Origin of the sequence: Croceibacterium xixiisoli, assembly GCF_009827305.1 — a bacterium.
Lineage (GTDB): Bacteria > Pseudomonadota > Alphaproteobacteria > Sphingomonadales > Sphingomonadaceae > Croceibacterium_C > Croceibacterium_C xixiisoli.
In genome coordinates, this window is the sequence record NZ_WTYJ01000002.1 from 358,330 (window position 1) to 380,232 (window position 21,903).

Below are 21,903 nucleotides of genomic sequence, written 5' to 3' on the forward strand. Positions count from 1 at the left end.
AAGGCGGCGGCTCAGCCAGGGGGGCAACATTGACGATTGAAGACATCGCCGCGCAGAACAATTTGCTCGCGGCATTGCGGCCGGCGGATCTGGCCCTGCTGCTGCCGCATCTGCGCCACCGCGAAATGCCCGTGGAACGCACGCTCTATCATCCCGGCGATCAGGTGGAGACGGTGTATTTCCCCTGCGGCGCCTCGCTCGCCTCTTTCATGATCCTGATGGAAAGCGGCAAATTCGTCGAAACCGCGCTGATCGGGCGGGAGGGGGCCGTGGGCGGCATCGTCAGCCAGGGCCGCCTGCCCGCCTATGCCCACAGCGTGGTGCAGGCCGCTGGCGATTTCCTGTTCCTGTCCTCGGCCACGCTCGAAGAATTGAAGGATCAGGCGCCCGGCATCCGCTATCTCTTTGCCCGCTATTCGGATTGCGTGGTCGCCCAGATCCTGCAGGCTGCCGCCTGCAACGCCGCCCATTCGGTGGAACAGCGCGCGGCCAAATGGCTGCTCTCTGTGGTCGAACGCACCGAAGATGACGTGATCCCGCTGACGCAGGAACAGATGGCCAGCATGCTGGGCGTGGGCCGCAGCTATATGAGCCGGGTGCTGCACGCGCTCAAATCCACCGGCGCGCTGGACATCGGCCGCCGCACCCTGCGCGTGCGCGACCGCGATCTGCTCAAGGCGCTGGGCTGCGAATGCAACGCCGCCGTCCGCGCCCATTTCGAAGAGGTGCTGCGCGGCGTCTATCCGACAGAGGTCGCCGGGGAGTAGGACGGGCAAACAGGGCGGGGCAAACAGGGCGGGGCGTCTCCAATGTCCCTCCCGCGCCCAACCACCTTTATCCGCTCGGCCTGAACCTGTCCGAGGCCAGCCACTCCGGTGTGGATTCCGCTCTGCGCGGGAATGCCAAGGGTACGTGATCGTTTTGATTGGTCATTCCCGCGCAGGCGGGAATCCAGTTGCAACGTCTCGACAAACGGCATCACCAGGCGGCTCGACCATCGTCAGCAGGTGACCGGCTTCCATGACCATGGCCGTCCGGCTGAGCGAACGGATCGACCGATCCATGGCGCATTCAGCCTTCACCTGCGCTATTTGGCCGACTCACACTTCTCGTCCCCAGGCAAGGAACCCCATCATGGCGGATATGACAGCACAAGCCCCGGCAGATACCTCCGCCGATCACCTGCAGACGCTGGCCCCGCTGGTGATCGACGGGGATGAAATCGAAACCGGCGACAGTTTCGACGTCCACGATCCGGGCCGTCCGTCGCAAGTGGTCGGTCGCGCCATTTCCGCCACCGGCGATCAGGCCGAACGCGCCGTCGATGGCGCCGCGCGCGCGTGGAAGGATTGGAGCCGCCATGCTCCCGAACATCGCGCCGAATTGCTGCTGGCCGCCATTGATGGCCTGACTGCCGATGCTGCCGCCCGCGCGCGCATCCTGACGCGCGAAAACGGCAAGGTGCTGATGGAATCCAACATCGAAATGCACGTCTTTGCCGGCCGCTGCCGCATGGCCGCTGAACTCGCGCCCGAACTCTCGAAGGTGCAGGTGCTGGCGCCCGAAACCCAGGAACCGGAACCCGGCATCGACGCCAATGGCCGCCCGCGCACGCGCCCGCCGATCCCGCTGCGGTCCGAAGTGTCGCATCTGCCGCTCGGCGTGGTGACGATCATCGTGCCTTACAACTGGCCGCTTGCGATCCTCGCCGCCAGCCTGCCCTATGCGCTGGTCGCCGGGAACACCGTGATCGTGAAGGCGCCCCCGGCTACGCCGCTGGCCACCACGCTGGTGCTGCGCGATCTCGCCCGCCGCCTGCCGCCGGGCGTGCTCAGCGTCGTCCATGGCAGCAATGATGCGGTGGCCCCGCTGATCGTCGATTCGCGCATCCGCCGCCTGGTGTTCACCGGCAGCACGCCGGCCGGCCAGCGGATGATGGAAATGTGCGCCGGCAATCTCGCCCGCGTCACCCTGGAACTGGGCGGCAATGATCCGGCTCTCGTCCTCGATGATGCTGATCTGGATGCCGCCGCCATTCAGCGGCTGACCATCAGTTCCTTCCTCACCACCGGGCAGGTCTGCATGGGCGTGAAGCGCATCTATGTGCACCGCTCACGCTACGATGAAGTGGTGGAAGGGATGTCGGGCGTGCTGTCCCACTTCCGCATCGGCCATGGGCTCGATCCGCAATCCTCCATGGGCCCGCTCAACAATGAACGGCAGCGTGATATCGTCCGCCAGATGCTGGATGAAGCGCGCAACGCCGGCCATGAAGTCCGCGAATTCGGCACCCTGTCCGATGATGCGGAACAGAGCGGCGGCTGGTACATGCGCCCCAGCCTGGTGCTGAACCCGGATCGGGCGCTGGCCATCGTCGATCAGGAACAGTTTGGCCCCAGCGTGCCAATCCTGCCCTTCGACGATCTTGATCCGCTGGTCGATGAACTCAACGATCACTGGTCCGGCCTCACCTCGTCAGTGTGGAGCGGCAATCCCGATCGCGCCGCCAGCGTGGCCCGCTCGCTGCGCACCGGCACCACCTGGATCAACAACGCCAACGCCGTCGCCCAGGACGACCGCGCCCCCTTCGGCGGCTTCCGCGCCAGCGGCGTCGGCCGCGAACTGGGCCGTGAGGGTCTGTTTGAATTCACCGAGGCCCACACGATCACCTGGCCGGCGGCTTAAGGGGAAGGGCACAGCACAACCTGCCTCCCCTCCCGCTTGCGGGAGGGGCCGGGGGTGGGCCAGCGCAACCTCAGCGCCGGTCAACCACCAGCCCCCAACCACCCACACCCGCTCGGCCTGAGCCCGTCGAAGGCCAATCACCTCCACCCGAGCCCAAGCCGCCCACACCCTACTTGGTCGTATAACCGCCGTTGACCAGAATGGTCTGCCCGGTCATCCACCAGCCTTCGGATACCAGGAACCGGATCCAGGGCACGATATCCTCGATATGGGTCAGCCCGGTGGGGGTGGAGGGGGAAAGGGCCGCCGCCGTCTTGTGGTAAGCCTGCGCTTCCGGGCTTTCCGCCGGGTAGAAGAACGGCGTATCCATCGGGCCCGGGCCGATCGCGGTCACCGAAATGCCCCGGTCGCCGAATTCCTTGGATGCCGCGCGGGTGAAATGTTCCACCGGCGCCTTGGTCCCGGCATAGCTGGAATAGAACGGGGTATAGGCGCCCAGCAGCGACGTCACCAGCGTGCAGATCTTGCCATTGTCGTTCAGCGCCTTGCCGGCTTCCTTGATGAAGAAGAACGCGGCCTTCGAATTGACGTCGGTCATCGCATCATATTCGGCTTCGCTGATCTCGATCATCGGCTTCTTCAACACCTTGCCCACGGTGTTGATGGCAATGTCGGGCCGGCCGATCGCGGCAATCGTGTCGGCGAACAGCTTCTCATTCGCCCCGGCTGTGGTGAGATCGGCCTGGAAGGCAACCGCTTCAACGCCGGCGGCCCGGATCGCGGCCACGGTGGCCTCGGTCTCGTCCCTGCTGCCCGGGGTGTTGTAATGCACGGCAATCGCCTTGGCGCCCAGCGCAGCGAAATCGCGCGCGATCAGCCCACCCAGATTCTTGCCACCCCCGGCAATCAGAACGGTCTTTCGTGCAATACCATGATCAGCCATCGGCGTTCTCCTTTTTACAATTTTTACAATTGCATACGGCTGACAATGGAATATCCGGCTGGCATTGACCGATAAAGCCGACCACTCTGACATCAGTGGTCGGAAAATCTGGACAATCGGGGGCACGTCCGATGGATCGAATTGATTTGTTTCGTGTTTTCAGTCGCGTGGTGGAATGCGCCAGCTTTACCCGGGCCGCGGATACATTGGACATTCCCCGATCCTCGGTTTCTGCGGCGGTGCAGGAGCTTGAACAAAGGGTCGGTGCGCGCCTGCTTCACCGCACGACCAGGCGGGTTTCGCTCAGCCAGGATGGCATGGCGCTTTACGAACGGTGTCAGCGGATCCTGGCCGAGGTGGAAGATGCCGAAAACCTGTTTCAGCGCTCGGCAGACCAGCAGGCGGGCCGGCTGCGGGTGGATGTGCCGGGCCGGATTGGCCGGCTGGTCATCGCCCCGGCCCTGCCGCAATTTCTCGACGCCCATCCGCACATCGATGTCGTGCTGGGGGTGACCGATCGCGCGGTGGATCTGGTCGAAGACAGCGTGGATTGCGTGCTGCGCATCGGCCCGCTCGCCGATTCCCCGCTGATCGCCCGCAACATCGGCCTGCTGCCGCTGATCAATGTCGCCAGCCCGGCCTATCTGGACCGCCACGGCGTGCCCGCCAGCCCGGATGCTCTGCTGCAGAACCACCACGCCGTCGCCTACGCCTCCCCATCGAATGGCCGGGTGGAAGATTGGGAATGGCTGGCCGATGGCACGCTGCACACCGCCCGGCTGCCCGCCCGGGTCACGGTCAACAGTGCGGAGGCGAGCATCGCCTGCTGCCTGGCCGGGCTCGGGTTGATCCAGATCCCCGCCTATGACGTCCGCGCCCACATTGATGCCGGCGAACTGGTGGAGGTGCTGCCCCAATTCCGCGCCGAACCCATGCCCATGCGCCTGCTGTTCCCCCACCGCCGCCATGTCTCGGGCCGGGTCCGCGTCTTCGCCGACTGGCTGGCCGCGCTGCTGCATCGCCAATTGCTGATGGCAGGCTGAGCGGGTGGGACCGATCCCGCTTGCCCAACATGCCAGCCCCTCAACACGTTTCCCGCGTGTCCAACCACCACCCCCGCTCGGCCTGAGCCCGTCGAAGGCCAGCCACCAACACCCGCGCCCACGCGACAATGGTGCCAGCACCCTTCGACGGGCTCAGGGTGAACGGGGAGGGGGCACCCAGGCGCAACACAGCACAACCTGACTCCCCTACCGCTTGCGGGAGGGGCCGGGGGTGGGCCAGCGCAACCTCGAAGCCCACAACCCCAAGCCCACAACCCCAAGCCCACAACCCCAAGCCCACAACCCCAAGCCCACAACCACCACAATCGCCCGCATCTACAACGCTTGTCTTTGCCCGCGCTGACCACCTACAAGGCGCGGCATAACATCAACCCTGTTCATCACAGTGAGAGGCGCATTACCCCCATGACCACGCAGGATCAGTCGCAGGATATCGCACGCATCTTCGCCTTACAGCAGGCCAATCAGTGGAATGTGAAGGCCAGCAGCGCCGCCGATCGCAAGGCCAAGCTGGCGAAGCTGAAGGCCGCCGTAGAGGCCCATGCCGATGACATCGTCGCCGCCGTGCGCGAAGACACGCGCAAGCCGGTCGGCGAAATCCGCGTCACCGAAGTGATGAACATCACCGCCAATATCCAGCGCAATATCGACAATCTCGATGCTTGGATGACCCCGACCGAGGTCACCCCCTCGCTCAACCCGGCGGATCGCGCGCAGATCGTCTATGAAGCGCGCGGCGTCTGCCTGATCCTGGGCCCATGGAACTTCCCGCTCGGCCTCACGCTCGGCCCGGTGGCCGCCGCGGTCGCCGCCGGCAATTGCTGCATGGTGAAGCTCACCGATCTGTGCCCGGCCACCGCACGCATCGCCGGGGTGATCCTGCGCGAAGTGTTCGATGAAAACGAGGTCGCCCTGTTCGAAGGCGATGTCAGCGTCGCCACCGCACTGCTCGAACTGCCGTTCAACCACATCTTCTTCACCGGCAGCACCCGCGTGGGCCGGATCGTCGCGGCCGCAGCGGCCAAGCATCTCGCCAGCGTCACGCTGGAACTGGGTGGCAAATCGCCGGTCATCATCGATGACGGGGCCGATATCGACGCCATCGGCGCGGCGCTGGCCGGTGCCAAGCAGTTCAACGGCGGCCAGGCCTGCATCTGCCCCGATTATGTCTTCGTGAAGCCGGAACAAAAGGATCGGCTGGTCGAGGTGTTCGGCGCCAAGGTGAAGGAAAACCTCTACGCCGAAGGCAGCATCAACAAGGAAGGCATCGCCCAGATCGTCAACGCCGGCAATTTCTCCCGCGTGAAGACCTTGTTCGATGATGCCGTGGCCAAGGGCGCGACCGTGGCCGTGGGCGGCGAACTGGAAGAGGGCGATCTGACCATCCACCCGACCCTGCTGACCGATGTCACGCCGGACATGGCCATTCTGCAGGAAGAAATCTTCGCCCCGCTGCTGCCGGTCATGACCTATGACAAGCTGGACGATGCGATCGATTACATCGCCGCGCGGGACAAGCCGCTGGCGCTGTATATCTTCAGCAAGGATCAGGACAATGTCGATCGGGTGCTCAACCGCACCTCATCGGGCGGGGTCACCGTCAATGGCGTGTTCTCGCATTATCTGGAAAACCACCTGCCGTTCGGCGGCGTGAACCAGAGCGGCACGGGCAGCTACCACGGCTATTTCGGGTTCAAGGCGTTCTCCCACGAACGCGCCGTCTATCTGCATCAGTAAGAACGGGGGCGGGGCTGCTTCGGCAGCCCCGTTTTCATCCATAGGGCGCTGATGCCCCCTTGCGCGGGTGTTACCCGGCAACCCGCTTTTAGAGTTGGGGCGGCATCGGCGTTGCCGCCGACATTGTCGGCAGGGATGCCGATTGCGACACCAGCCTGGGCGCGGTGGCATCTGCCTGCTGCGATACATGCCAGACGCCGCTGCCATCCAGCCGCAGATCAAAGCAATACGCGCCGTCGCGCAACACCCGCGCGCCGGTGCAGGCCAGATGCTGTACCGCCTGCAAAACGCCAGCAGCGTCGAAGCCGATGAAATCCATCGGTTCTACCGCTTGGTCTATCGGCAATATCTGAAAATGATGCATGAAAAGGCTCCTGACCAAGACGGGAGCACGCGACTATCGTCTCTCTCAGTTATCAGCTCGTCATTTCGTCGCTGACAATATCAGCTTGTAACACGGTTGGGTGAGGATAGCGAATCCACCGTCAACAATAACAATCATCGATTTCCAGGCGGGGCCCATCTCGCGGATTTCCGGTGATTTATTATTTTACGCAGGCTGGAACTTTTTGCGCCAGGGCATTTTTATGCGCTTCCAACGCGCCTCAATGTCAGTTGGCGACCGGCGCGCGGAATCGCGGGAACACCATGCTGAAACAGGCCCCGCCATCCACCTGGGCATAACCGGCCATGCCGCCATGCAATTGCGCAATGGTCTGCACCACCGCCAGCCCCAGCCCGCTGCCCTTGATCGGATCGTTCATGTCGCGATAGCGGCGAAACGGCTCGAAGGCATATTCGACGAAGTCCGGCGGCAGGCCGGGCCCCTCGTCCTGCACCTCGATCCGCACCTGATCCCTCGTCAGCCGCAGCCGCACCAGCGCCAGGCCCGGGCGGGCATGGCGGCGGATGTTTTCCAGCAGCGCGATCAGCGCCTGCCGGATGCGGGCGATATCGACATCGGCTGTCCCATCCTCCAGATCGAGGATCAGCTGGAACCCGGCATCGGCCAGCGGATCGCGCATCAGCCCGGTGATGATCTCCGTTTCGGCGGCGAGGTCCACCCGGCGGATCGCCGCTTCCAGATGGCCGCCGTCCATCAGGCTCACGATCCGCAGATCCTCGATCAGGTGGGCCAGCCCGTTCACATGGCTGACCAGGGATGTGAACAGCGCCGGTTCCGGCTGGAACACCCCATCGGCCAGCCCCTGCAACCGCCCGCTCAGGATGGTGACGGGCGTGCGCAGCTCATGCGCGATGGTCGCGTTCCAGCGCAGCAGCGCCTCAGCCGATTTCTCCAGCCGGTCGGCCAGGAAATTGTAGTCATTGACCAGCCCGGCCACTTCCCCGGTGGGGGTGCGGGCCGGCACCGCGCGCGATGTCAGATCGCCATCGGCCAGCCGCCGCGCGCTCGCCGCCACGGTCACGATCGGCTGCACGATATGGCGGGCCAGCCGCACCGCAAACACGAAGGCCACGCCCGCGCCCACCGCCAGCAGGGTGATCATCATCATCCACTCGATGCCGCCGGGCAGGCCAGCCTCTTCGGAAATCAGCGAAGGGGCAAATCGCAGCAGCAGGGCATAGAACAGGTACAATCCGGCGAAGGCCATCACCAGCGATGTCACGGTCGCGGTCACCATCGACACCGCGATCTGCCGCCCGATCCCCTGAACGCTCTTCATCCGCCGCGCTCCTTCAACCGCCCGCCAGCCGGAAACCGACCCCGCGCACATTGCTGACCATGCCCGGCGCACCGGCATCCTGCAGCTTGCGCCGCAGCTTGCTCAGATGGCTGTCCACCGTCCGGTCCAGCGCGTCACCGCCGGGCAGGCAGGCATCGACCAGTTCCCCGCGCGAAAACACCCGCCGCGGCGCGCGGGCCATATGGGCCAGCAGGCGGAACTCGGTCAGCGTCAGCGGCAATTCGCCCGACTGCTGGCCGCTCGCCTCATCCATGACGCGGGCGATATGGCTTTCCAAATCGATCTCGATCCCGCCCAGCCGCAACACCGTGCCATCGCTCGCGGCCGACCGGCGCAGCACCGCGCGGGCGCGCGCGGCGACTTCGGCGGCGTTGAACGGCTTGACTACATAATCATCCGCCCCGATCCGCAGCGCCTGCAGCTTGTCGATATCCTGGTCCAGCGCGGTCAGCATGATCACCGGCGTGCTGCCGCGATGGCGCAGCTCGGCCAGCACCTGCCATCCATCCATTCGGGGCATCTGCACATCCAGGATCACCAGGTCCGGCTTCAGCGTCTGATGGATTTCCAGCGCCGCCCGCCCGTCCGCCGCCCGGATCGTGCGAAACCCTTCCCGTTCAAGATAGGCCATGATCACCTCGGCGATCTCGGCCTCGTCCTCGGTCACCAGCACCAGCGCGTTATCGATATTCATTGTCGCCTCCGCCGCCCTCCATACGCCCGGTGGACGGGGTCGGCCATCCGTCTCCACACTTCCTCAACACTTCCTCCACAAAGGCTCGACACGACAGGATCAGAGGCCTTCGCAATTGCAGCATTGGCACTGGATTCCCGGAATGATCTTCTCCCCTTCGTGGCGTCGTCGCGCCGCTCTGCTCATCGGCGCCGCCTCGCTCGCCCTGTCCGCCTGCGCGCAACAGGAAGAGGCTGCCCCCACCGCCGTTCCGGAGGTATCGGTGGTCAAGGTCCAGCCTTCGCAGGTCGATATCGCCGATGAACTGCCCGGTCGGGTAGTCGCTTTTCGCGTTGCCGAGATCCGCCCGCAGGTGGGCGGGGTGATCCAGCGGCGGATGTTCGAACAGGGCAGCGAAGTGCGGGCCGGGCAGGCCTTGTTCCAGATCGATGCCGCTCCGTTCCGCGCCGATGTGGCATCGGCCGATGCGGCGGTGCGGCGTGCTCAGGCGGTGGCAGCGCGCGCCCGTACGCAGGAACGGCGGCTCGCTCCGCTGGTCGAAGCCGATGCGATCAGCGGCCAGACCTATGACGATGCCGTCACCGCCCGCGACCAGGCGATGGCCGAATTGGCCCAGAGTCGGGCCCAGCTGCGCCGCTCCAATGTTGATCTCGGCTTCGCCACATTGCGCTCGCCGATCAGCGGCCGGATCGATCAGGCGGTCTTCACGGAGGGGGCGCTGGCCGTCGCCGGCGACACCCAGCCGCTCGCTACCGTCCAGCAAATCGACCGCGTTTACATAGACGTACGCCAGCCCGCCGCCCGGCTCGAAGCCCTGCGCGAAGCCGCTCGCGCGGGTGAGGGCAATGCCGGGGCGGAGGTGGAAATCCGCTGGGGCAATGACCGCATCCACCCCGTGCGCGGGCGCATGCTGTTCTCCGGCATCAGCGTAGATCCCGGCACCGGCGATGTAATCGCCCGTGTGGAGGTGGCCAATCCCGACCGCACCCTGCTGCCCGGCATGTTCGTCCGCGCCCGCCTCCCCCGCCTCTCCCTCCCGGCCGCCCTGGTCGTCCCCCGCCAGGCCGTCACCCGCGACGCAGCGGGCAAGGAACAGGTCAGCGTGGTCGACGCGCAGGGCAAGGTCCACAGCCGCCGCGTGACCACGGGCGACGAACGCAATGGGCAGATTGTCATCACGGAAGGGCTGAAATCCGGGGATGTCGTCATCGTCGAAGGGCAGGACAGGGTCGCCGCCGGGGCCACGGTGAAGCCCGTCGCCTGGCGCAATCCCGCCGCCGCCGCGCCTGCCGGCCCCGCCGCAGCCAAGCGCTGATCGGAAGGATTTCCCATGCCTCGCTTCTTCATCGACCGGCCGGTCTTCGCCTGGGTGGTTGCCATCGGCATCATCCTGATGGGCCTGATCGCCATCCCGCAGCTGCCCGTGGCACGCTACCCCGTGATCGCGCCGCCGACCATCAGCATCACCGCCACCTATCCCGGCGCAACGCCCAAAAACATGACCGACAGCGTCGTCAGTCTGATCGAGCGTGAACTGTCGAGCGTGAAAAACATGCTCTACTTCGAAAGCTCAACTGACACGTCCGGAACGGCTACGATCACGGCCACCTTCCAGCCCGGTACAGACCCGGAACTGGCGCAGGTTGACGTGCAGAATCGCTTGAAAACAGCCGAGCCTCGTCTGCCCCAGGTGGTTCGCCAGACTGGCGTTATGGTCGAGGCGGCGTCGTCCGATTTCCTTGCACTGGTCAATATCGAATCTTCCGATCCGGAAGTCGATGAAACTCTGCTGGGTGATTACGCCGCCCGCAATGTGGTAGAAGAACTCAAGCGCGTACCGGGCGTTGGTCGCGTACAATTGTTCGCTTCCGAGCGTGCAATGCGCATCTGGGTCGATCCGGCCAAGCTGCTGTCTTTCGGCCTTTCGATGAGTGATGTCACGGCTGCCATCGCGTCGCAGAACAGGCAGATTGCGCCCGGCGCCCTCGGGGGTGCACCCACGCTTGAGGAAACCCGGGTAACTGTCCCGCTGACCGTCGAAGGACAATTGCAGACCCCGGAAGAATTTGAACGCATCATCCTGCGCGCAGATACCAGCGGGTCGGACGTTACTCTGGCAGATATTGCCCGGGTTGAACTTGGGGCGCAGACTTTCAGCTTTGCGACCCGTTCCAACGGCAAGCCGGTGGCCATGGTCGCGGTGCAGCTGGCGCCAGGCGCCAATGCCGTCAGCACCTCTGCTGCTGTGGCGGAACGCATGGAAGAACTGTCCCGCTCGATGCCGGCCGGGATCAGTTATCGGATACCCTTCGACACGGCGCCATTCGTCAAGATATCGATCGAAAAGGTCGTCATGACCTTGCTGGAAGCCATGGTGCTGGTGTTCCTGGTAATGTTCCTTTTCCTCCAGAAGGTTCGTTACACTCTCATTCCGGCCATTGTGGCGCCGATCGCGCTGCTCGGCACCTTTGCCATCATGCTCGCCTCCGGCTTTTCAGTGAACGTACTGACCATGTTCGGCATGGTGCTGGCGATCGGGATCATCGTCGATGACGCGATCGTGGTGGTCGAAAACGTCGAACGGATCATGGCCGAAGAGGGCCTTCCGCCCAAGGAAGCCACGAAGAAGGCGATGAAGGAAATCACCGGTGCGGTGATCGGCATCACCCTGGTGTTGACGGCGGTGTTCATTCCCATGGCACTCGCCAGCGGATCGGTAGGGGCGATCTATCGCCAGTTCACCATGTCGATGGCCGTCTCCATCCTGTTCTCCGCCTTCCTTGCACTCACGCTGACGCCTGCTCTTTGCGCCACCTTGCTCAAGCCGATCCATGGGCATGAGGAGAAGAAGGGCTTCTTCGGCTGGTTCGATCGCCATTTTGGCCGGATGACAAAGGGTTACGAAAACTGGGTCACCCGGCTGCTCAAGCGTGGCGGGCGGATGATGGCCGGTTTCGCTGTCGTCGTCGCCCTGCTGGCGGTCGGTTTCGTGAACCTGCCGTCGGGGTTCGTTCCGGAAGAAGATCAGGGCTATTACATGACCATCTTCCAGATGCCGGCTGACGCGACCACGGGTAGAACCAAGGAAGCCCTCAACGTTCTGGAGAACCATAACAAGCAGCGTCCCGCCGTGGCCGATACCATCGGAATCCTCGGGTATGGCGCTGCCGGTTCCGGTCCCAATGCAGCAATGGCCTACGTCACGCTGAAAGACTGGAGTGAGCGAGGTGATGCGACCAGCGCGGGCGAGGTACAGAGCGCTATGGGGGCCACCGCCGCTATCCGCGAAGGCACGGTGATGAGCCTGCTGCCGCCGTCGATCGATGGGCTGGGTACCTCTGCGGGCTTCGCCCTGCGGCTGCAGGATCGAGGCAACCGTGGCAATGATGCGCTGATGGCGGCCCAAGGGCAGCTGATCGCGCTGGCCGCGCAGAGCAAGATTGTCAGCAATGTCTATCCCGAAGGTCTGCCGCCGGGCAGCAGCGTGAAGCTGGAAATCGATCGGCAGAAGGCGCAGGTCATGGGTGTGTCCTATGATGCCATTGCCGATACGGTCAGCGCCGCGATGGGATCGTCCTATGTCAATGACTTCCCCAATGACGGCCGGCTGCAGCAGGTGATCGTGCAGGCCGACGCTTCCGCCCGGATGAAGCTGGACGATGTGCTCAAGCTCTATGTCCGCAACAGTGCCGGCGGATCGGTGCCGCTGTCCGAAGTCGTTATCCCGCGCTGGGAAAACGCCCCGCTGCAGCTCGTTCGCTACAACGGCTATCCCGCCGTGCGGATCAGCGGCATGGCTGCACCCGGCTATTCCAGTGGCGATGCGCTGACGGAAATGGAACGTCTTGTCGAACAGCTGCCTGCCGGTTTCGAAGTCGAATGGACCGGAGTTTCGCTGCAGGAAAAAACCTCCGGCAATGAATCCACCATGCTGCTCGTCCTGTCCATGATGGTGGTGTTCCTGGTGTTGGCCGCCCTGTACGAAAGCTGGGCCATCCCGCTTTCGGTGATGCTGGTGGTGCCGCTGGGGCTGATCGGATCGGTCGCGGCCGTGATGCTGGCGGGCATGCCGAACGATGTGTTCTTCAAGGTGGGGATGATCACGATCATCGGGCTGTCGGCGAAGAACGCCATCTTGATCGTCGAATTCGCCAAGGCTGCGCGGGAAGGGGGGATGTCGATCGTGGAATCGGCCATCCACGCCGCCAAGCTGCGGCTGCGGCCGATCATCATGACCAGCCTGGCCTTCACCCTGGGCGTGGTGCCGCTGATGATTGCCAGCGGGGCCAGCTCGGAAACGCAGCGGGCCATCGGCACCGGCGTGTTCGGTGGCATGATCACCGGCACGGTGCTGGCGGTCTTCTTCGTCCCGGTGTTCTTCGTCGTGGTGCTGAGCCTGGCCGAGCGGATCGGCGGCAAGCGCAAGCCGGATCAAGAGGAACAATCCGCAATCGCAGACCATTCCGCGCCGGAGGGATCCCATGCGTAAATCAACCCTGACTGCGGCCCTGTCCGTGCTTGCACTGGCCAGCGGCTGTTCGATGAACCCGAAGCTGGACATTCCCGCTCCGCCGGTGGCAGCGCAATTCGCCGGGGCCGATAAGGCCGAGCCGGAAAGCGCTGCGACCATTCCCTGGCGGCAGATGTTCGGCGATGCCCGGCTGCAGGCGATCATCGCCCTGGCGCTGGAAAACAACCGCGATCTGCGCGTGACTACGCTGAATGTGGAGGCGGCCCGATCGCAGTTCCGCATGGCGCGGGGGGCGCAACTGCCCAGCATCGATGCCAATGGCAGCTACACCCGCCAGCGCATTCCGCTGGAAACGGCCGGGGCGGGGCTGGGTCTGCCGTCCGATGGCGCAGCGCCATCGGGCATCGAGTTCGGGCAGTATTCGGCCAATGTCGCCCTGACCGCTTTCGAGATCGATCTGTTCGGGAGGCTTCGTTCGCAGAGCGAGGCGGCGTTCGAACGCTATCTCGCGTCGGACGAAGGGCGTCGCGCCGCCCGCATCGCCCTGATCGGCGCCGTGGTGGATGCCTATCTGGCCGAACGACTGGCGGTCGAACAGCTGGCTTTGACCGAACGCACGTTGATCGACTGGCGGGAATCGGCGCGCATCACCGGGCTGCTGCGCGAAGCGCGTCAGGCCAGCGGGCTGGAGGTGTCGCAGGCCGATGGGCTGGTGCGTCAGGCGGAAGCCGATCTGCAGGCTCGTCTGCGCGCGCAAGCGCAGGCGACCAATGCGCTCCAGCTTTTGACCGGCGCGCCGCTGCCCGCCGATCTGCCGCCGCCAGTGAGCCTGCTTGAACAGCCCATCCTGACCCAGCTGCCGGCCGGCCTGCCGTCCGATCTGCTGACCAATCGCCCGGATATCCGCCAGGCCGAACGCGAACTGGTGGCCGCCAACGCCGATATCGGTGCGGCCCGTGCCGCCTTCTTCCCACGCTTGTCGATTACGGGGCTGCTTGGTGTCACCAGTCTGGCTTTTGACCGGCTGTTCGACACGGATAATGGCAATTGGTCGTTCTCCCCGCAGATCAGCCAGCCGATTTTCCGGGGCGGCAGCCTGCAGGGCGAATTGCGACTTGCCGAAGTGCGCAAGTCGATTGCCATCGCGCAGTATGAGCAGGTGATCCAGGCAGCTTTCCGTGAAGTGAGCGATGGCCTGGCCGGGCGTGCCACCTATGGCAAGCAATCCGACGCGCAGCAGGCGGCGGCTGATGCCGCAGCGCGCCGGGTGGAACTGTCCAATCTGCGTTATCGCGCGGGGGTGGATAGTCGGCTGGAACTGCTCGACGCGCAGCGCAGCCTCTACAGCGCGCGCCAGACCTATCTGGACCTGCGCCGCGAAGAACTCTCCAGCGCCACCGGCCTTTACCGCGCGCTGGGTGGTGGCGAAGGAGAGGAATAGTTCTCTCATCCTCCCGGGGGCTTGCCCGGGGAGGGGACCATGCGCAGCATGGTGGAGAGGCCGGCCTGCAAGGCGCACCACACTGGCGTTCAGAGCTCTCTCTGTGTCTGGCGGCGGGCCCTCCGATCCCCAGGTTTGAGTTTTCGCGCAAACCGGCGTAATCCGGCGCGCATGCTGCAAAGCAAGATGAACCCACGCGTGTTCTGGGGCGCGTCGGCGGTGATTGCCGTCATGCTTTCCAGCACGCTTCTCGCCCCTGGTCGGTCCGACCAGATATTCCGCGCAGCGCAAAGCTGGGCAATAGAAACCTTCGGCTGGCTCTATGTCACTGCGGTGGCGGCCTTTCTGGTGATCGTGCTGCTGCTCGGCTTCGGTCCGGCGGGGAAGCTGAAGCTGGGCCCTGACGATGCGGAACCGGATTTTCCCTTCGTCTCCTGGCTCGCCATGCTGTTCGCCGCAGGCATGGGTATCGGGCTCATGTATTTCGGCGTTGCCGAACCCGTCCAGCATTACACCGCCCCGCCAGACGTGCAGCCCGGCACCTTCCTTGCCGCGCGGGAAGCGATGGCCATCACCTTTCACCACTACGGTGTTCATGCCTGGGCGATCTATGCGCTTGTGGGGCTGAGCCTGGCCTTCTTCACCTATCGCAAGGGCCTGCCGCTCACCCTGCGATCCGGCCTCCATCCGATCCTGGGCAAGCGGATCAACGGCCCGATTGGTGATGCGATCGATGTCTTCGGCATCTGCGGCACGGTGTTCGGCGTATCCACCTCGCTTGGCTTCGGCGTGTCGCAGATGACGGCGGGACTGGCCTACAATTACGGTATGCCCGATACGCTCGGGCTGCAGATCGGGGTGATCGCAGCGGTAATGGGGGCGGCCACGCTTTCGGTATTGAGCGGCGCGGATCGCGGTATCCGGCGCCTGTCCGAACTCAATCTGATCCTGGCCATCCTGCTCATGCTGTTCGTGATGTTCAGCGGGCCCACGCTTTTTCTGATACGCGCACTGGTGCAGAATTTCGGGCTCTATCTCGATCATTTCGTCGTCAGGACCTTCACCCTTTACGCTTATGAGCCGCGCGCCTGGATGGCGGACTGGACGCTGTTCTACTGGGCCTGGTGGATCGCCTGGTCGCCTTTCGTTGGCATGTTCATCGCCCGCATTTCGCGCGGGCGAACGATCCGCGAATTCGTGTCCGGCGTGCTGTTCGTGCCGGCGGGCTTCACCTTCCTGTGGATGACGGTATTCGGCAATTCCGCCATCGCCTTCGACCTGGGCAGCGCGCAGGGTGCGATTGCGCAGGCGGTGGATGCCGATCTTTCGACCGCGCTGTTCAAATTCCTCGAATATCTGCCCGGCGCGCAATTCACCGCCACGCTCGCGATCCTGCTGGTGGCAGTGTTCTTTGTCACGTCGGCGGATTCCGGCGCGCTGGTGATCGATACGCTTGCCTCTGGCGGGTCGGAAGACAATCCCCGCTGGCAGCGCGTCTATTGGTGTGTGCTGCTGGGTGTCGCTGCAGCATCGCTGCTGGTGGCGGGCGGGCTGGGCGCGCTGCAGGCCGCAACCTTGCTTGCCGCGCTGCCGTTCTGCTTCATCATGATGCTGCTGGCGATCGGGCTGATGCGGCAGGCCAATGCCGATCTGGGCGGAGAACCGATTTCCGATGATGCCCCCTCCATAGGGGAGCGGCTGAAGCGGATGTTCGTGCCCGCCAGTCGACGGGAAATCGAACGCCAGATCGCCGCCGTGGGCGAACCGGCGCTGATCTCGGTACGCGATGCCATGCTGGAAGAAGGCTGGGCCGAAAGCCATGTCACGCTGGCAGATGGCATCGCGTCGCTGTCGATCCAGTTCGCCGATGACCGCGTGTTCGTCTATCGGCTAATCCCGCGATCCCGCCCACTGGCCGCCTATACGGCCATGGATGCCCCGGAATCCCGTCGCAGCCTGACCTGGACCCTGTCCGCCCGGGTCGACGGTGATCACCGCCAGCGCGATCTTACCGGATTTTCTGTCGAGCGCATTGCGCATGATGTGCTGACCCAACTCGAATCCTGGCGTCCGGCACGGGTGATCGAGGAATAAGGCAGAAACATTTTGCTCCCCACGCGTTCTCTCCCTGTCATCGAGGAGATTCAGCGTGTCGAGCAAGCCGATCGAACCCCGGGAATACCACAGTGCTGCTGGCGGCTGGGGATCGTTGCGCGGCATCGGCAGCACGCAACTGCGCGAACAGGCTTTGCCCAGCGCGCTGGGCACCCTGCAGGAGCAGAACAAGCCGGGCGGCTACATGTGCAGTTCCTGCGCCTTTGCCAAACTGCCCGAACCCAAGCCGCTGGAATTCTGCGAAAACGGCGCAAAGGCAACGCTTTGGGATCTGACGACGGCACGTTGCGCGCCTGAATTTTTCGCTCGCCACAAGGTCAGCGAACTCAGCCGCTGGTCGGATCACGACCTGGAAATGCAGGGCCGGCTGACCACCCCCATGCGCTATGATCCGGAAACGGATCACTATGTTTCAGCCAGCTGGGAGGAGGCCTTCGCAGAGATCGGGGCGGAACTGCGCGCCATCGATCCCAAGGCTGCCACTTTTTACGCTTCGGGCAAGGCAGGGCTGGAGGCATCCTATCTCTATGCGCTGTTCGCCCGGGCCTATGGTCACAACAATCTGCCTGACAGCTCCAACATGTGCCACGAAACCACCTCTGTGGCATTGAAGGAAGTGATCGGATCGCCGGTCGGCACCTGCACTATCGATGATTTCGATGAATGCGACGCGATCTTCTATCTCGGCCAGAACCCCGGCACCAATTCGCCGCGCCTGCTGCATCAGCTGCAAAATGCAGTGAAGCGCGGCTGCAAGATCGTGGTGTTCAATCCGCTGCGCGAAAAGGGGCTGATCGAATTCGTCAATCCGCAGGATCCTCTGCAGATGACCATCGGTGAACCGACACAGATGAACCACATGTATCTGCAGGTTCGCCCCGGCGGCGATATCGCGGCGCTGATGGGGGTGTGCAAGCGGGTATTGGAGCGCGATGCCATGGCGCTGGCCGCTGGCACCGGGCGTGTCCTCGACACGGATTTCATCGACCGCCACACCACCGGCCTGCCGGATTTCATCGCCAAACTGGAAGCCACCGAGTGGGCTGATATCGAGCAGGCGTGCGGCCTGTCGCGCGCAGATCTTCAGGCGGCGGGCGATGTCTATGCCGATGCGCAGCGGGTGATCGGCGTCTATGGCATGGGGCTGACTCAGCATGTTCATGGATCGCAGTCGATCGGCCTGCTGGTCAATCTGCTGCTGCTGCGCGGCAACATCGGCCGCCCCGGCGCTGGCTGCAGCCCCATTCGCGGTCATTCCAATGTTCAGGGGCAGCGCACCGTGGGCATAACGGAAAAGGTCGAGCTGGCCCCGGTCGAGAAATACCGCGAGCTCTTCGGCGTCGAAACGCCTGATGAAGACGGGCACACCACCGTCAGCTTCCTGGAAGAATTGCTGGCTGGCAAGGCAAGGGCGTTCATTGGTCTTGGCGGCAATCTGGCGCGTGCGGTGCCCGACCATGATCGAGTGCATGCCGCCTGGCGCGACCTGGATCTGACCGTACATGTGGCGACCAAGCTAAACCGCACGCATTGCCTGCCGGGGAAAGCGGCCTGGCTCCTCCCCTGTCTGGTGCGGGCGGAGCAGGACCAGCAGGAAACCGGCCCGCAGCAGGTCTCCGTGGAAGACAGCTTCAGCCACATCTATGGTTCCATCGGCCGCCGCGAACCGGCCAGCGATCTGTTGAAGAGCGAGGTGGCGATCGTCTGTGGGCTGGCGCAGGCCACCCTTGGTCCCGACCCGCGCCTGCCCTGGCGGGAATGGACCGGCGATTATCGCCGTATTCGTGCACTGATCGCCGCGACCTTCCCCGATCAGTTCCACCACATGGAAGAACGCATGGATCAACCCGGTGGCTTCTATCGCGGCAATCCCGCGCATGAAAGGATCTGGAAAACGGAGAGCGGGCTTGCCCAATTCACCAATCCCACCGTGCTCAATGCTGCTGGCATCGGTGATGCAGAGGGGCGCTTCCATCTGGTTACGCTGCGCTCCAACGATCAGTTCAACACGACCGTCTACGGCTATTCGGACCGTCTGCGCGGGTTGGAGGGCAACCGGATGATTGTGCTGATGAGTCCGCAAGACATGCAGCGGATGGCATTGCAGGAAGGGGACCGGGTGGTGTTGGGTTCGGACGCGGGGGATGGCATAGATCGCCGCGTGACCGGCCTCTCCGTCACCCCCTATGATCTGCCGCCGGGTACGCTGGCCGGGTATTTCCCCGAACTCAATCCGCTGGTGCCGTTGTGGTATCACGATCGGGCGTCAAAGACCCCTGCCGCCAAGAGCGTGCCCGTGCGCATCGTCGGATAAAAGACCCCGCCGAAGCGGGGCCGAGTTGGGAAGAGAAGGTTCATTCCACCGGCAGGGTGCCGGTGGTCCGAGAGCCTCCTCTCTGTGAGGCCTGCCCACCGCACTTGCCTTGATCCCGATCAACAAAAGCGCAGCGACAAAAAATATAACCGTCATGCCGGACCTGATCCGGCATCCATTTCTCGCCGCGCAGGGATGGATCGCAGGCTCACATTGCCGCGCCCAGCGACTCCAACCCCACGATCTTTTGCCTGATCCGCAGCGAAGGCCACATGGATGCCGGATCAAGTCCGGCATGACGTCGGGAATTGGCGATTAGCCAATCCCCATCCGCCATCTCTACAATTTGATAGACGCCCGTTCGACCGATCTCGCCTAATTCTCAGCCATAAATGCTGCGGGGGATGAGATGCGGAAAACCATTGTAACCTTGATGACTCTTGGCGCCCTGACCGGTTGTGACGGGGAGGGCGATACACCTTCCAAGGGCGCGGCGCCCACGCTGACGCTGAACATGGCAGCCTCTGCCGAAAGCGGGGAAATCATTCCCATCGGCGTGACCGTCACCGATGATGAGGATCGCGGCCTGACCTATTCGCTCGCCTGCAATGGCGGCGCATTGACCGGCACCATGCTCACCTTGCCGGCCGTGACCGCTGGCACCAATGTCGAATGCACGGCCACGGCAACGGATTCGAAGGGCAATGTCGGCACGGCGAAGAAGACCATTGCGGTCCGTCCGGCCAGCGTGTCGCTGATATCCTATACTGACAGCGAAGAGGTTCTTGCGGCTGGCGGCATCGGACTGCTGTTCGCCGAAAACCTGACCCTGGATCAGGCGCAATATCAGGGCAGCTTCAACGGCAAGGCTATCCCGCTCTATCGCATCAACGGCAATGAGCTGATCTATGCCGTGCCGCTGGATACCCCGGCAGGCACCGGCGATCTGACGGTGCAGATCGGATCGCGCGTCATCCGCACGCGCATTACCACCGGCGCTGCGATCACCGTGGCGAATGCCCGCGATCAGGTGACGAGCTTCCTGCGCAATGCAAAGGCGAATGTGGAAGATCTGATCGCCACGCCGGGCATCGGCAGCGCGGAGCGCACCACGCTGCAGGGCGCGCTGCCGGATCTGGATCAGGCGCTGACCAGGATTGCCACCGCATCGGATGCCGATGTCGGCCAGTTCGCGTCCCGCCTCGCCGCACTGGGTTTGATCACGCCGGCGGCCACCCGCCGCCTGGCGAATTACGAACCCATCGTCACCGGGCCGACCTGCCGATCCGATCGCACCCATTTCGGCAAGACGGTGACCGGCATGGTGGTCGGCGCCCTGTTGCTGGGCAAGGGCTCGGTTGCTGCCTTCGAAGGATCGGCGCTGCTCGGCCTGCCGTGGCTGGGGGCGGTGGCTGCCGGCGTTTCCATCAGCGCGGGTGCCACCATGTTCATCAATTACGGCCGCCAGTTCAATCCGTCGCGCAAGGCGTTCTGGCAATCCTGCTGGACGGAAACCACAATCAACCTCGTGCCGTTCAATTCGGACAGCTTCACCTCGACGCAGCGGGTCGCGGCGATTGCCCTGCCGGGCACTTCGGCCTTCCGTCCCAAGGTGTCGCGCAGCTTCAAGCTGGAACGCGCCTTCGCCCCGGTGGAAGAAGCACGCGCCCAGGCCAATCAGTTCCTGACCGACATCAGCGGCGTGATCGGCACGCTCAGTTCCCTGTGGCCTGACTTGAAGCAAGAGCTGGAACAATACCGCGTCACCGGATCGGAAGCGGTCCCTGCCGGGCGCCTGTCGCTGTCGGGCATTTCCAGCGGGCTCGTCACCGGATCGGCCGCAGCCAATGGCGATTTGGTCACGCTCACCTTCAATACCTCGGCCAAGCCGGCCGATCTCACCAATGGCAAGCTGCCCTTCAGTTTCAGCCTGCTGCGAGAAGGGGAAGAATCGGTGCAGATCACGGCCGAACTGGCCATGGCGCTGCCTGAAGCCTTCGACGCTGCGGTCGAGGTGACCCAGGGGCAGGCGGCATCCTCTTCCGTCCGCACTTCGGGCGCAGAAACGCTGCAGGTCACCACCCAGCCGGGCAACGGCCGGGTCGTCCTGCAGAACGATGGCACCTTCAGCTACACCCCCACCGGCATGTTCTTCGGGCAGGACCAGTTCAAATATGTCGCCCGCAATGCAGATGGCACTTCGGCAGAAGCCACGGTGCTGGTCAATGTCGTGCGCCGCTTCGAAGGGACCTGGACGCTGACCATCATGGAAGACACGACATCGGAATCCACCCCCGGCCTGTGCCCGGATCAGCGGCATGAAGTGGTCGTCAACGTCTCCAAGATTTCGGACAGTGCCTACAGCGCGAATTACGCCGGGCTGGAAATCATTCTCGCCATGGCATCGAAGGATGATCCGCGCGGGCTCGCCGGGGCGCGATCCTACACGGTGGAAGACGATGGCGAAGCCGAAAGCGGCAATGTCACCATCGGCATTCCGGACAGCCAGACGCTGCATGGTCGCAATCTGTGGACCTGGAACGCCTCTGGCAAGATGTGCCTCGGCACCACCACCATCACCGGCAGGCGGTAACCGCCCATCCCCTTCAGCGGTAACGGGCCGGGCCGGCGCAGGGGCGCCGGCCCGGCCTGACATTGCCGGATAGGCCATATACCAGCTGGGATATGAACCCGCGCCTGCAGTGCGATAGCTATCGCTTCCCATGTGGCGAC

The 21,903-nt window shown here is 64.0% G+C and carries 14 protein-coding genes; 10 read left to right on the forward strand and 4 right to left on the reverse strand.

The annotated features are described in order from the left end of the window. Nucleotides 1-29: 29 nt before the first annotated feature. Together GRI97_RS10820 and GRI97_RS10825 are read left to right on the forward strand one after the other, a co-directional pair. Nucleotides 30-767 carry a Crp/Fnr family transcriptional regulator gene (locus GRI97_RS10820; RefSeq protein ID WP_202392712.1) on the forward strand — a complete coding sequence of 246 codons (738 nt, stop codon included), beginning with the start codon at nucleotides 30-32 and terminating at the stop codon, nucleotides 765-767. A gap of 367 nt (nucleotides 768-1,134) precedes the next feature. Continuing rightward, entirely contained in the window at nucleotides 1,135-2,685 is a 1,551-nt protein-coding gene (locus GRI97_RS10825) for an aldehyde dehydrogenase family protein (RefSeq protein ID WP_202392713.1), read from the forward strand. 169 nt (nucleotides 2,686-2,854) lie between these two features. Here GRI97_RS10825 and GRI97_RS10830 read toward each other — a convergent pair whose 3' ends face one another. Then, nucleotides 2,855-3,628, reverse strand: coding sequence for an SDR family oxidoreductase (locus GRI97_RS10830; RefSeq protein WP_161391197.1), 774 nt, complete (start codon nucleotides 3,626-3,628; stop codon nucleotides 2,855-2,857). A 146-nt stretch (nucleotides 3,629-3,774) separates the two neighbouring features. Here GRI97_RS10830 and GRI97_RS10835 point away from each other — a divergent pair, with 146 nt between their 5' ends. Together GRI97_RS10835 and GRI97_RS10840 are read left to right on the forward strand one after the other, a co-directional pair. Beyond that, a complete protein-coding gene (locus GRI97_RS10835; RefSeq protein WP_235917763.1) occupies nucleotides 3,775-4,671 on the forward strand; it encodes a LysR family transcriptional regulator in 897 nt (298 codons plus the stop codon). Nucleotides 4,672-5,022: 351 nt separating this feature from the next. Further along, nucleotides 5,023-6,429 (forward strand): aldehyde dehydrogenase family protein, encoded by a 1,407-nt coding sequence (locus tag GRI97_RS10840; RefSeq protein ID WP_268891194.1) that lies wholly within the window; start codon nucleotides 5,023-5,025, stop codon nucleotides 6,427-6,429. Between the two features lie 88 nt (nucleotides 6,430-6,517). Here GRI97_RS10840 and GRI97_RS10845 read toward each other — a convergent pair whose 3' ends face one another. The 3 genes from GRI97_RS10845 to GRI97_RS10855 all read right to left on the reverse strand — a co-directional run bounded on the left by GRI97_RS10845 (nucleotide 6,518) and on the right by GRI97_RS10855 (nucleotide 8,829). After that, entirely contained in the window at nucleotides 6,518-6,793 is a 276-nt protein-coding gene (locus GRI97_RS10845; RefSeq protein ID WP_161391200.1) for a hypothetical protein, read from the reverse strand. Between the two features lie 247 nt (nucleotides 6,794-7,040). Then, nucleotides 7,041-8,114 carry an ATP-binding protein gene (locus tag GRI97_RS10850; protein WP_235917764.1) on the reverse strand — a complete coding sequence of 358 codons (1,074 nt, stop codon included), beginning with the start codon at nucleotides 8,112-8,114 and terminating at the stop codon, nucleotides 7,041-7,043. Between the two features lie 13 nt (nucleotides 8,115-8,127). Further along, nucleotides 8,128-8,829: a response regulator gene (locus tag GRI97_RS10855; RefSeq protein WP_161391202.1), complete on the reverse strand. Its 702-nt coding sequence runs from the start codon at nucleotides 8,827-8,829 to the stop codon at nucleotides 8,128-8,130. A gap of 142 nt (nucleotides 8,830-8,971) precedes the next feature. Here GRI97_RS10855 and GRI97_RS10860 point away from each other — a divergent pair, with 142 nt between their 5' ends. The 6 genes from GRI97_RS10860 to GRI97_RS10885 all read left to right on the forward strand — a co-directional run bounded on the left by GRI97_RS10860 (nucleotide 8,972) and on the right by GRI97_RS10885 (nucleotide 21,763). Then, the gene (locus GRI97_RS10860) at nucleotides 8,972-10,144 is read left to right on the forward strand and encodes an efflux RND transporter periplasmic adaptor subunit (protein ID WP_161391203.1); all 1,173 of its coding nucleotides are present in this window, start codon (nucleotides 8,972-8,974) and stop codon (nucleotides 10,142-10,144) included. 15 nt (nucleotides 10,145-10,159) lie between these two features. Further along, nucleotides 10,160-13,318 carry a multidrug efflux RND transporter permease subunit gene (locus tag GRI97_RS10865; protein WP_161391204.1) on the forward strand — a complete coding sequence of 1,053 codons (3,159 nt, stop codon included), beginning with the start codon at nucleotides 10,160-10,162 and terminating at the stop codon, nucleotides 13,316-13,318. After that, entirely contained in the window at nucleotides 13,311-14,741 is a 1,431-nt protein-coding gene (locus GRI97_RS10870) for an efflux transporter outer membrane subunit (RefSeq protein WP_161391205.1), read from the forward strand. The genes GRI97_RS10865 and GRI97_RS10870 overlap by 8 nt, the downstream gene beginning before the upstream one ends. A gap of 186 nt (nucleotides 14,742-14,927) precedes the next feature. After that, nucleotides 14,928-16,835 carry a BCCT family transporter gene (locus tag GRI97_RS10875; protein WP_235917765.1) on the forward strand — a complete coding sequence of 636 codons (1,908 nt, stop codon included), beginning with the start codon at nucleotides 14,928-14,930 and terminating at the stop codon, nucleotides 16,833-16,835. Nucleotides 16,836-16,890: 55 nt separating this feature from the next. After that, nucleotides 16,891-19,170 carry an FdhF/YdeP family oxidoreductase gene (locus GRI97_RS10880; RefSeq protein WP_161391207.1) on the forward strand — a complete coding sequence of 760 codons (2,280 nt, stop codon included), beginning with the start codon at nucleotides 16,891-16,893 and terminating at the stop codon, nucleotides 19,168-19,170. Nucleotides 19,171-19,603: 433 nt separating this feature from the next. Next, the gene (locus GRI97_RS10885) at nucleotides 19,604-21,763 is read left to right on the forward strand and encodes an Ig-like domain-containing protein (protein ID WP_161391208.1); all 2,160 of its coding nucleotides are present in this window, start codon (nucleotides 19,604-19,606) and stop codon (nucleotides 21,761-21,763) included. Nucleotides 21,764-21,903 lie beyond the last annotated feature (140 nt).

Bases quoted from the DNA above. Each gene is read 5' to 3' on its own strand.
- GRI97_RS10825 (WP_202392713.1), top strand. From the start codon at position 1,135: ATGGCGGATATGACAGCACAAGCCCCGGCAGATACCTCCGCCGATCAC.
- GRI97_RS10830 (WP_161391197.1), bottom strand. From the start codon at position 3,628: ATGGCTGATCATGGTATTGCACGAAAGACCGTTCTGATTGCCGGGGGT.
- GRI97_RS10845 (WP_161391200.1), bottom strand. From the start codon at position 6,793: ATGCATCATTTTCAGATATTGCCGATAGACCAAGCGGTAGAACCGATG.
- GRI97_RS10850 (WP_235917764.1), bottom strand. From the start codon at position 8,114: ATGAAGAGCGTTCAGGGGATCGGGCGGCAGATCGCGGTGTCGATGGTG.
- GRI97_RS10855 (WP_161391202.1), bottom strand. From the start codon at position 8,829: ATGAATATCGATAACGCGCTGGTGCTGGTGACCGAGGACGAGGCCGAG.
- GRI97_RS10860 (WP_161391203.1), top strand. From the start codon at position 8,972: ATGATCTTCTCCCCTTCGTGGCGTCGTCGCGCCGCTCTGCTCATCGGC.
- GRI97_RS10865 (WP_161391204.1), top strand. From the start codon at position 10,160: ATGCCTCGCTTCTTCATCGACCGGCCGGTCTTCGCCTGGGTGGTTGCC.
- GRI97_RS10870 (WP_161391205.1), top strand. From the start codon at position 13,311: ATGCGTAAATCAACCCTGACTGCGGCCCTGTCCGTGCTTGCACTGGCC.
- GRI97_RS10875 (WP_235917765.1), top strand. From the start codon at position 14,928: ATGAACCCACGCGTGTTCTGGGGCGCGTCGGCGGTGATTGCCGTCATG.
- GRI97_RS10885 (WP_161391208.1), top strand. From the start codon at position 19,604: ATGACTCTTGGCGCCCTGACCGGTTGTGACGGGGAGGGCGATACACCT.